Source organism: Phenylobacterium sp. (assembly GCF_044371015.1).
Taxonomy (GTDB): Bacteria; Pseudomonadota; Alphaproteobacteria; order Caulobacterales; family Caulobacteraceae; genus Phenylobacterium.
In genome coordinates this window covers 1-10,805 of record NZ_JBILUK010000103.1, presented here as the reverse complement: position 1 = coordinate 10,805, position 10,805 = coordinate 1, and the positions used below count along the sequence as shown (strand labels likewise).

At 69.4% G+C, this 10,805-nt stretch carries 8 protein-coding genes; 7 read left to right on the top strand and 1 reads right to left on the bottom strand.

All coding sequences use genetic code 11. The annotated features are described in order from the left end of the window. The 4 genes from ACIQ3R_RS10190 to ACIQ3R_RS10175 form a co-directional block, all read left to right on the top strand. On the top strand, positions 1–1,506 hold a 1,506-nt coding region (locus ACIQ3R_RS10190; RefSeq protein ID WP_397418035.1), incomplete at its 5' end, for a hypothetical protein. After that, on the top strand, positions 1,503–3,107 hold the full coding sequence (locus ACIQ3R_RS10185; RefSeq protein ID WP_397418032.1) for a hypothetical protein: 1,605 nt from the start codon (positions 1,503–1,505) through the stop codon (positions 3,105–3,107). The genes ACIQ3R_RS10190 and ACIQ3R_RS10185, both read left to right, overlap by 4 nt. Continuing rightward, a complete protein-coding gene (locus ACIQ3R_RS10180) occupies positions 3,104–4,129 on the top strand; it encodes a hypothetical protein (RefSeq protein ID WP_397418030.1) in 1,026 nt (341 codons plus the stop codon). The genes ACIQ3R_RS10185 and ACIQ3R_RS10180 overlap by 4 nt, the downstream gene beginning before the upstream one ends. Continuing rightward, on the top strand, positions 4,105–5,250 hold the full coding sequence (locus tag ACIQ3R_RS10175) for a hypothetical protein (RefSeq protein ID WP_397418027.1): 1,146 nt from the start codon (positions 4,105–4,107) through the stop codon (positions 5,248–5,250). The genes ACIQ3R_RS10180 and ACIQ3R_RS10175 overlap by 25 nt, the downstream gene beginning before the upstream one ends. On the opposite strand, the gene ACIQ3R_RS10170 is transcribed toward ACIQ3R_RS10175, so the two are convergent. Continuing rightward, entirely contained in the window at positions 5,207–6,058 is an 852-nt protein-coding gene (locus tag ACIQ3R_RS10170) for a DUF6270 domain-containing protein (protein ID WP_397418024.1), read from the bottom strand. The two genes, ACIQ3R_RS10175 and ACIQ3R_RS10170, sit on opposite strands and share 44 nt — an antisense overlap. A gap of 108 nt (positions 6,059–6,166) precedes the next feature. Between ACIQ3R_RS10170 and ACIQ3R_RS10165 the strand changes: the two genes are divergently transcribed. From ACIQ3R_RS10165 to ACIQ3R_RS10155, 3 genes are all read left to right on the top strand, one after another. After that, positions 6,167–7,969 (top strand): type I secretion system permease/ATPase, encoded by a 1,803-nt coding sequence (locus ACIQ3R_RS10165; protein ID WP_397418022.1) that lies wholly within the window; start codon positions 6,167–6,169, stop codon positions 7,967–7,969. Further along, entirely contained in the window at positions 7,966–9,339 is a 1,374-nt protein-coding gene (locus ACIQ3R_RS10160) for an HlyD family type I secretion periplasmic adaptor subunit (RefSeq protein ID WP_397418020.1), read from the top strand. Before ACIQ3R_RS10165 ends, ACIQ3R_RS10160 begins: the two co-directional genes overlap by 4 nt. A gap of 497 nt (positions 9,340–9,836) precedes the next feature. Further along, on the top strand, positions 9,837–10,805 hold a 969-nt coding region (locus ACIQ3R_RS10155; RefSeq protein WP_397418017.1), incomplete at its 3' end, for a calcium-binding protein.

The window sequence follows — 10,805 nt, the reverse complement described above, 5'->3', positions numbered from 1 at the left end:
GACCCGGCCTTCTATCTGGCGGCGAACCCGGATGTGGCCCAGGCCGGTATGGATGGTTTCGAGCACTATTGGACCGCCGGTTGGCGCGAGGGGCGCGATCCGACGCCGGAGTTCTCGACCCGAGACTATCTCGAGGCCAACCCGGACTTGTCCGCGAGCGGCGTGCATCCGTTCGCCCACTGGGTGCTCGCCGGCCGCGCTGAGGGGCGGACCGGGCGACATGACCTGGGCTTCCGGTTCGACGTGATCGCGCGGGGTCGTGCGCCGGAGGATCGGGTCGCTGATATCCGCGTCGCCGCCGGACGGATCAGGTCGGACCCGGCCGCCCGCCTGTCGGCCGCTTTGGCCGGACTTTCGGATGTCCACATCACCTTCAGCCACGACGACTACAGCGCCCATGTCGGCGGTCTGCAGCTTTGCGTGCGCCGCGAGAGCGCGCGGGTGCGGGCGCTCGGACTCGCCCACCTGCACATCCACCCTGCCGCGCCCTGGCCGGTGACGCGCCTGGCCGATGAGCCTGGACCGCTTTGCGTGATGTTGAACGGCGAACGGGTCGGGGTGTTCGATCCCGCCGACGTCGCCCGCGCCATGCCGGTCGCGCCCGACGGCGCGCGGCGGTCGTTCGCGATCCACAGCCTCCTTGGCCATGAACCGGACCAGACCGTCGGTATCCTGGCCGCCGCGGGTCTCTCCACCGGCTGGTTCTGGTTGCACGACTTCGCCAGCCTCTGCGCGAGCTTTCACCTGCTGCGCAACGACGTCGAGGATTGCGCCGCGCCGCCATCGGGAAGTCCGGCCTGCGGCGTTTGCGGCTATCAATCCCTGCGAGCCCGTCATCAGGCGGCCCACCGCCGACTGTTCGAGCGACTCACACTGACGGTGGCCTCGCCGTCCCGACCGACCCTCGACCTGTGGCTGGCGCGCAGCGATCTGCCCCACGCCGGAACCCTGATCCTCCCCCATGCGACACTGGCGGAAACGGGCCCCGCGTCCGAGCCGGGCGCGCCCCGGCCCCTGCGCATCGCCCACCTCGGCATGCCCACGCCGCTCAAGGGCTGGGCCGTGTTCCGCAGCCTCGCCGAAACCTTCGCCCACGACGGTCGCTACCAGTTCGTGCAGCTGGGCGGCCGGGCTGAGCCAGGCGCGCCCGTCGAGTTCCACAAGGTGGTGGTGAGCGAGACAGAACCTGAGGCCATGCAGGCGGCTGTCGCCAGCAATGCCATAGACATCGCGTTGATCTGGCCGCTGTGCCGCGAGACCTTCTCCTTCACGGCCTATGAGGCGGTCGCGGGCGGCGCTGCGGTGATCGCCGGGCCGGACAGCGGCAATGTGGCGGCATTCGCGGCCGAGCGGGGCGTCGGGCGCGTGATGTCGGACGAGGCGGCGCTCAGGGCGGCCTTCGAGTCGGGTGCGGTTCTTGAGCTGGCGCGCGCGAATCGCCGCCCGCCACCGCGCCGTCTGGTGCTTGGAGGACTCACCGGCGATCTCCTGGCGGCGGCCGGATGAGGCGCGCGCTGGCCCGGATCCTTGGCGGCTTTGGCGGCCGTTCAGCCGCCGACCCGGACCGGGCGCTGGCGGCCGAGGTCTTCGACCGGGACTTCTACCTGTCGACCTATCCCGATGTGGCGGCCTCGGACTTCGATCCGCTGACCCACTTCCTCACCCTGGGCTGGCGCGAGGGGCGCGATCCATCGTCCGAGTTCTCGACCACAAAGTATCTCGCGGCGTTTCCGGAGGTCGCAGAGGCCGGGATCAATCCGTTTCTGGATCACCTGCGGACGGGGCGGCGCGTTCTGCCGCCCGCCGAAACGCCGGAGGGTTTTCGGCACACAGTTCTGGAGCGACTGGTTCCGGTCGAGGCCCGCCGCCCGCCGCCCGCGCCGCCGCTGTCCGGACTCGATCTGGCGTCGGAGCTGGCGGCCTCCCGCGATCGGCTCGAACGGCTGCACATCACCTTCAGCCACGACGACTTCACCGCCCATCTTGGCGGCCTCCAGCTTTCGATCCGTCGGGAGGCGGCGCGCCTGACTGCGCTGGGCCGCGATCACCTCCACATCCACCCCGCCCGAGCCTGGCAGACCGTGAGGACCGCCGACGAACCCTACCCTCTGGGCGTGGTCTGGAACGGGCGAGCGCTCGGCGTCTTCACCGCCGACGCCATCGTCGCCGCGCTGGCCGCCGCGGCCGGCGCCGGTTCCGGCGGTCGGAGCTTCGCAGTCCACAGTATGCTGGGGCACGCGGCGCACGAGGTCGCCGGCATTCTGGCCGCCGCCGGGCTGTCCGAGGGGGTCTTCTGGCTTCACGACTTCGCCAGCCTCTGCGCCGGCTTCCACCTTCTGCGTAACGATGTCGAGGACTGCGCCGCGCCGCCTCTCGACAGCGCCGCCTGCGCCGTCTGCCTCTATGAACCCTGGCGCGCCCGCCATGTTGAAGAACACCGACGCCTGTTCGAACGCCTGAAGCTGACGGTCGCCGCGCCTTCCAGGACCGCTCTCGATCTGTGGGCGGCCCGGGCGGACTATTCTCCGGCGGGCGCGGTCGTCCTGCCGCATGCCCGGCTTGTGGAGACAGGTCCCGCGCCTCTGCCGGCCGCCAACCGGCCGTTCAGGCTCGCGCATCTGGGGTTCACCGCCGCGCACAAGGGCTGGCCGATTTTCCGGCGCCTGGCGATCACCCACGGCTTCGACGCCCGCTACGCCTTCCACCACCTGGGCGCCGGCGGCGATCCCGAGCTGCCGGTGGCGTTCGAGGCCGTATCGGTGGACGCCGAACGTCCCGGCGCCATGACCGAAGCGCTGCTGCGGGCCGAGATTGACGCCGTGCTCATCTGGCCGCTCTGCCAGGAAACCTTCGCGCTGGTGGCCTATGAGGCCGTGGCCGCCGGGTGTGCGGTGATTACGGGCCCCGACAGTGGCAACGTGGCGGCGTTCGTCCGCGAGACGGGGCATGGCCGGGTTCTGGACGACGAAGCGGCCCTGGCGAACGCCTTCGAGACCGGCGGCATCCTGGAACTGGGCCGCGCGCGACGCCGACCGATGCTCTATGACCTTCAGCTCAGCGCGCTCAGCCTCGACCTGCCCGGCTCCTCCCTGAAGTCTCAAGCATGAAGATTCTCGTCTACTCCAGCTTCACCTTCTCCTACCTGAACCGGGCCCGGGTGCTGTTTCAGACCCTGCGCCGGCATCACCCGGACTGGGAGCTGGCGGCCCTGATCACCGACAAGCCGCCGGAGGGCTTCGCCTTCGACCCGGCGTCCGAACCCTTCGATCGCCTGGTCTGGGCCGACGACCTGGGCATTGCGGACCTCCGGAGCTGGCTCTTCAAGCACGACGTCGTCGAGGTCTGCACGGCGGTGAAGGGCCCGTTCCTCCACCAGGCCTGTTCCTGGGGCTTCGACGCCGTGATCTACATGGACCCTGACACAGCGGTGCTGGGTTCGCTGGATCCCCTGGTCGGGTGGCTGGGCGAGCACGACATCCTGCTGACCCCGCACCTCATCGATCCCAACGACGACCACGCCGCCATTCTCGACAACGACCTCTCGGCGTCGCGCACCGGCATCTTCAACCTGGGCTTTGTCGCGATCCGCACGATGGGGGAGGGCGCGCGGTTCGCCAAATGGTGGAACGATCGACTGCTCAGCTACTGCTACGACGACATGCCCAACGGCCTTTTTGTCGACCAGCGGTGGTGTGACCACGTCCCGGCCTTGTTCGACCGCGTGAAGATCATCCGCGACCCGGGATACAACGTCGCGAGCTGGAACCTCTCCACGCGCAAGGTCAGCATCGAAAAGGATGGGCGTATCCTGGTGAACGGCGCGCCGCTGCGGTTCTGGCACTTCACCAAGCTGGGGGCCGTGGGCGACGCCATGACCCGTCGCTACGCCGGCCGCAACTTCCAGGTCTATGAGCTCTGGGCTTGGTACAAGCGCGAAGTCGCCGCCGCCACCGATCCGGCGATCCCGGAACGCTGGTGGGCCTATGGCGCCTATGCCGACGGACGGCCCATCGCCAAATCCGATCGGGTGCTCTATCGCGAACGCGGCGACCTTCGGGCCGCGTTCCCAGACCCCTTCGCCTCCGGCCCCGGCAGCTTCCAGGAATGGCTCGAACTCGAAAGCGCCTGAGTACGGGCCCGGCCGACGACCCCGCGATCCGCGGCCTGGCGGATCGCGTGCGGCTGGCGACCGAGCGGCTCGCAGCCCTGCGCGCCGAGCGCGACGGCGCGCTGCGTCTTGCTCAGGCCGCCCAGGCCGAAGAGGCGATGACGCGGTCCGAGCTGTCCGTGGCGCTGGCCGAGGCGCTGCGCGCGCGCGCCGGCGCCGAAACCGCGGCGGCGGCGCGACTCGTGCAGGCGTGGGCCGCATCGCCGCGGGGGCGCCTGCGTCGCCACAACCGCCTCAGTCGCCTGTTCGATCGCCTCCTGGCTCGACTGGGCGCGTGGGGGCGTCGCCGGATCGTCGAGCGGTCCGGGCTCGCCGACGAAAACGCAACGCTGTTCGACGCTCAGACCTATCTGGAGCGGTATCCGGATGTGGCCGCCGCCGGTGTCCCGCCGCTGATCCACTACCTGCTGTCCGGCGGTCGGGAGGGACGCAGCCCCCATCCGCTGTTCGACCCGGCGTGGTACGCCGTCCAGGCGGATCAGGAGATCGCGGCGCACGGGGTAACCCCACTCGAACACTTTGTCCGCCGGGGCGCCGGCCAGGGGCTTTCGCCGCACCCGCTGTTCGATGTCGGCGGCTATCTGGCAAAGGCCGAGGGGCTGACGCCGGGGGCGAACCCGCTGCTCCACTACTTGAACCAGGGCGCAAGGGCCGGGCTTTCGCCGCACCCGCTCTTTGATCCCGACTGGTACCGCGACGGCGGGCTGCATCACTATCTCGCCGTCGGCTCGCGGGTCGGCGCCTCGCCCCACCCGCTGTTCGACCCCGCCAGATACATCGCCGACAACCCCGAGGTCGCGGCGGACGGGCGCGAGCCGCTGACGCACTATGTGGCGGAGGGCGGCGCCGCCGGCCGGCCGGCCGGCCCCTGGTTCGATTCGGCCCGCCACATCGCCGCGCGGGGCGGCGCGATCCCGGCCGGCGTCAATCCGCTGGTCGACTATCTCACCGGCGGCGCATGGGCGCTGGCCGAGGGGCAGGAGGGTCAGGCCGCCACGGCCTTCATCGCCCGCCGGCCGGATCTCGCGCGCGCCGGCGTCACGCCGCTAGAGCACCTGGCGCGGCGGGCCCGGAAGCCTTGAAGGCGTCGGCAAGCCCGAGTTCCATCAACTGTGCGCGGATCCCGTCGTAGTATTCCGGCACGTAGTGGAACGGGCTCAGGCCCCAGCGATGGGCCGGGTCTGCGACCTGCCATCGCGGCGCCTCGACGATCTCCACCGGCGGCATGGCGGCCAGGAACGCCGCGTCCTGGCGTTCCAGCAGGGCGTTGTAATCTTGGATGCGCACCGGATCGCCGCCCAGAATCTCCACGCCGGTGAGGGCGCGTCGCCGTCCGGACGCCAGTCGTTGATGGGTCGCCCACCGCGAGCGATGCAGGATCAGTCGCGCCCGCCCGAGCGGACTTGTGCGGACCAGAGTCGCGAAATCCTCCAGCCCGGCGCGCCACAGCCGCTCGCAGGCCGCAGACAGCCGGGGGATCACCCGGGCCCGCGCCAGCGCCGCCTGTGCGCCATACCCGCTGCGTGCATACTCGCCGCTGCGCGTCGCCAGGGCCTCGCCCACCGCCAGCAGATCGAAGCGCTCGTCGATGAAATCGAAGATCAGGTGGGTTGGCGCAAACGCCATCAGCCGGGCCAGCGCGGTCTTCTGCAGATCGGCGACCAGCGCCCCGTGTTCATGGCCGTGGAGGTCGCCGGGCGGCGCCTCGGCCGGGACAAAACCTTTGACCGGGTCGGCCAGCAGGCTGGGTAGGCTGGTGCGCGAAATGTAGAGCAGATGTTCCGCCCCGCCGCCCCGGATCGGCCAAAGGTCGCGGGTGATGCAGCTGCCGAGGATGGCGATGCGCGGCATAGGGTTTCCGTTGGGCGGCGTCGTCTTGCGCTCTACCATGCCCTGGCGCCCAAGCGACACCTATCCGGCTTTCGACGCGCCGTTCACCCATTCGCCGGAACTATGGTGTATGGAAGCGGGGACTCGTTCCGCCCGCTCACGGACCGCATGAATTTTCTGACCTTCCTGACCAAGCTTCCCGACAACGTGCTGGGCCGCGCCCTGCGCGAGGGCTATCGGCCGGCCGGCGTCGCCTTCGGCTTCAGCCTGGTGTCGAACCTGCTCTACCTGGCGCTGCCGCTCTACACCTACCAGGTTTACGGACGGGTGCTGGTCAGCCAGAGCCAGTCGACGCTGATCATGCTCACCGTCGTGACGCTGTTCGTGTTCATCGTCTCCAGCGTGATCGACGACTACCGCGCGCGGATCCTGATCAACTACGGCGTGGCGCTGGACCAGAGGGTTTCCGGCCGCGTGTTCACCAGCCTGTTTGATTCGGCGGTGCGCGGCGAACCGGGCGCGCGGGCCCAGGCCTTGCGCGATCTCGACCAGTTCCGTCAGACGCTGACCGGCATCGCCGCGGCGGCGTTCTTTGACCTGCCGTGGATTCCGATCTTCCTGATCGTGCTGTTCATCATCGACCCGCTGGTCGGCGTGGTCACCTTCGTGGGCGCCCTGATCCTTCTGGCGCTCGCCATCCTGCAGATGCGGGCCACCCAGACCGCCCTGAAGGACGCCAACGACGCGGCGCTGAAGAGCTACGGCTTCACCGACGCCGCCCTGCGCAACGGCGAGGTGGTGCGCGCCATGGGCATGCTGCCGACCCTTGGCCGGGCCTGGGCGCAGCATCGGGCGGTGACCATCGAGCGCGGCGCCGACGCGGCCGAAGCCTCCAACATGTACACCGACATCATCAAGACGGTGCGCATGGGCATGCAGGTGCTGATCGTGGCGATCGGCGCCTATCTGATCCTCAAGGGCTCGATCCATTCGGGCATGCTGTTCGCCAACATGATCCTGGCCAGCCGGGCGCTCCAGCCGATCGAGAAGATCGTCGGCTCGTGGGAGCCGCTGAACAACATGGTGCGGTCCTATGAGCGGTTGAACAACCTGCTCTCGCGCGCGGAACCGCCCGCCAGCGCCACCACCCTGCCGCGTCCGTTGGGCAAGCTGTCGGCCGAAGGGGTGAATTTCGCGCCGCCGGGCGCCACGAAACTGATCCTGACCAACGTGAACTTCAGCATCGAGCCCAATGAGGTGCTCGGCGTTATCGGTCCGTCAGGCGCGGGCAAGTCGACCCTGGCGCGCCTGCTGGTGGGCATCTGGCGCCCGCTGAACGGGGTCGTCCGCCTCGACGGCGCCGACGTCTTCAGCTGGGATCGCGCCGATTTCGGCCGCCATGTCGGCTACCTGCCGCAGGACACCGAGCTCTTCGCCGGCAGCGTGCGCAACAACATCGCCCGCTTCCGCGATGATGTGACCGACGAAGAGGTGATCCAGGCCGCGCGTCTGGCCGGCGTCCACGATCTGATCCTGCGCATGCCCAAGGGCTATGACACCGAGGTCGGCGAGGGCGGCGTCGTCCTGTCGGTGGGTCAGCGCCAGCGCGTGGGCCTCGCCCGCGCCCTGCTCGGCGGTCCGGCCTTCGTGGTGCTGGATGAACCCAACGCCAACCTCGACGTCGAGGGCGAGGCGGCCCTGATGAGTGCGATCGATGCGCTCAAGGCCGCCGGCGCCACCGTGGTGATCATCTCGCACAAGCCTGGCGTGTTTCGCGCAGCCGACAAGATGCTGGTGCTGCGCGACGGTCGCGTCGAACTGTTCGGTCCGCGCGATCAGGTCATGGCGCGCCTCGTCAAGCCCGCCCAGCCGGTCCAGGCGCCCGCGCCGGCCCCGGTCGCGGGCGACGCCCAGGCCGAGTCGCCTGCCGAGCCGCCCGTTGAGACCCGCGCCGCCGAGGGCGGCCGATGAAGCTCGATCTCGGCGCCTCGCGTCAGAACTACGTCGCGCCCACCTTCGGCGTCGATGAGCCCAAGGGCCTCGCGCCGGAGCTGGAGCGCAGGCTCAAACGGCCGATGGTGATCGGCGGCGCGGTGATCGGCGCCTTCGTGGTCGGCGCCGGCATCTGGGCCTCGTTCGCCAGCCTCGCCACCGGCGTCACCGCCCAGGCCGAGGTCAAGGCCGACTCGCAGCGCAAGACCCTGCGCCCCAAGGAAACCGGGGTGGTGAAGCAGATCCTGGTCAAGGAGGGCCAGCAGGTCCGCGCCGGCCAGCCGCTGCTGCTGTTCAACGACGTCGAGGCCCGCGCCGCCGTCGATGTTCTGCAGAACCAGTACGATACGCTCAGCGCCCAGACCGCCCGCTTCACCGCCGAGGCCATGGGCAAGACCACCCTGGAACTGCCCGCCGAGCTGATGGCGCGGATGAACAACCCCGCAGTGGCGGCCCTGGTGCGTGACCAGCAGTTCCTGTTCCTGACCCGCCAGCAACTCTACCAGAGCCAGGCCGCCGTGCTCGGCCAGCGGGTTGACCAGCAGGAGACGCAGGTCGGGGGACTGCAGGCCCAGCTCGCCTCCATCGTCGAACAGCAGCGCCTGACCGAAGAAGAGCTCGACGGCTATCGTCGCCTCAACGAACAGGGCTTCGCGCCCAAGACCCTGATCCTGCGCTATGAGCGGAGTCTCGCCGAGCTCGGCGGCCGGCGCGGCCAGCTCACCTCCGATATCGCCCGTCTCCGCCAGCAGATCGGCGAGACGCGGCTACAGCTCGCCACCCTGCGCAACGAACGCACGACCCAGTCCGCCGAAGGCCTGCGCGACAGTCAGACCAAGCTCGCCGACATCATCCCCAGGCTCACCGCCGCCCGTCAGACGCTCGATGCGACGGTGGTCCGCGCCCCGGTCGACGGCTACGTGTTCAACCTCACCCAGTTTACCGTCGGCGGCGTCGTCGGCGCGGGCGAGGTGGTGATGGATGTGGTGCCCTCCGCCACGCCGCTCACCGTCACCGCCATGATCCGGCCGGAGGATGTCGATGAGGTCCGCGTCGGCATGCCGGCCAAGGTCAAGCTCACGGGTCTCAATCAGCGCTTCCACGATTCGCTCGACGCCAAGGTCTCGGTGGTTTCCGCCGACCGGATCACGGTCGAGCGCACCGGCACGGCCTTCTATCGGGTCGACCTGACGCTCGCGCCCAGCGAGCTCGGAAAGCTCAAGAAGGGGGTAGAGATGACCCCCGGAATGCCTGCCCAGGCGCTCATCGTCACCGGCGACCGTTCCGTGATGAGCTTCCTGATCTCGCCCATCACCGACACCCTGGAAGACGCCTTCCGCGAGGAATAGCGGCGCCGGGCCCGCACCGACCCGCCTGAACCCTCAAGTCCCGTCCTGCAGGGTTCCGGACGCGGTTCCCTCTCCACGCGTCATCCCGGCCGAAAGCCCGCGCGAGCGGGCTGCAGAGCCGGGACCCAGACGCAGGGCCAGGGGGTTTGGGTCCCGGATCGGCCTCGCAGGCCGTCCGGGATGACGCTCAGCGGCGTCAGATGGCGCGAGCCCTCAATTGTCGGCCCGGCCGATTGATTCCGCGCAGAAAACCGGCGCCGCTTCGCCGAATTGCGCTCTCGGCGCCACACTGGAGACTCCGTGGATTCCCAGGGGGATTCCGGGGGGCTTTCGGGGTTGCATCCTGGACAGGCTTCCGATAGGTCTCGGCTTGGGCTCGTCTACCTTGCGTTACGGTCATGCCGTGGCGTGGGGATAAATGGACCGCTGGGATGCTCCATCGGGGATGGGGGTCAAGCGTTCCAGGGGTCCATGTGACACAGACTTGGAGAGACTAAATGGCGACTTTCTTCTTTGAGACCATCACCGACGCTCAGGCTGCGGCCTACAACGGCGCCGCTGACAGTCTCGTTTTCGGCCAGGCGGGTGAAACCGCCTCGCGCACCACGGTGCTGTTCAACCCGGCGACGGCGACGTCGGCGGCCACCGTCACCCTGATCTCCGGCCTGACCGGCAAGACGGTGACCTTCAACGCGACCCTGACGGGCGCGACGGAAGCGATCTTCCCGGACTCCTCGACCTTGCTGGTCGGCGGCACGGGCGACGACAGCCAGGCGGGCACGACCGGCACGGACGGTCTCTACGGCAATGCGGGCAACGACACGCTCGACGGCGCTGGCGGGGCGGACTTCCTGCAGGGCAACGCCGGCACTGACTCGATCATCGGCGGCACGGGCAACGACACCATCTTCGGTGGCCGTGACAACGACACCATCACCGACGCCTCGGGCGCCAACGTCGTCAACGGCAACCTCGGCGATGACAGCATCAACGCCACGGGCGCCAGCGGCTCGACGCTGCTGGGCGGCCAGGGTCTCGACCAGGTGGTCGGCACCACGGGCGCTGACCTGATCAACGGCAACCTCGGCAACGACACCCTGACGGGCGCCGGCGGTAACGACGTCATGATCGGCGAAGGCGGCAACGACTCGATCGTCTCGGCCTCGGCCGAAGGCGGCGCGGTCAGCCTCGACGGCGGCATCGGCGACGACACCATCACCTCGACCAGCGCCTCGGCGCAGATCGTGGGCGGCGACGGCAACGACTCGGTGGCCATCACCTCGGCCGGCGCGACCGGCACCCAGGTGAACAGCGTCCAGGGCAATGCGGGTGATGACACCATCACCACCAACGCCATTGGTCGTGACTCGCTGTACGGCGGCCAGGGCAACGACTCGATCGTGTCCACCGGCGGCGTCACCGGCGACTTCCTGAACGGCAACGCGGGCAACGACACCATCGTCGGC

Coding starts and splice junctions, on each gene's coding strand:
- ACIQ3R_RS10185 (WP_397418032.1), top strand. CDS start 1,503: ATGAGGCGCGCGCTGGCCCGGATCCTTGGCGGCTTTGGCGGCCGTTCA.
- ACIQ3R_RS10180 (WP_397418030.1), top strand. CDS start 3,104: ATGAAGATTCTCGTCTACTCCAGCTTCACCTTCTCCTACCTGAACCGG.
- ACIQ3R_RS10175 (WP_397418027.1), top strand. CDS start 4,105: ATGGCTCGAACTCGAAAGCGCCTGAGTACGGGCCCGGCCGACGACCCC.
- ACIQ3R_RS10170 (WP_397418024.1), bottom strand. CDS start 6,058: ATGGTAGAGCGCAAGACGACGCCGCCCAACGGAAACCCTATGCCGCGC.
- ACIQ3R_RS10165 (WP_397418022.1), top strand. CDS start 6,167: ATGAATTTTCTGACCTTCCTGACCAAGCTTCCCGACAACGTGCTGGGC.
- ACIQ3R_RS10160 (WP_397418020.1), top strand. CDS start 7,966: ATGAAGCTCGATCTCGGCGCCTCGCGTCAGAACTACGTCGCGCCCACC.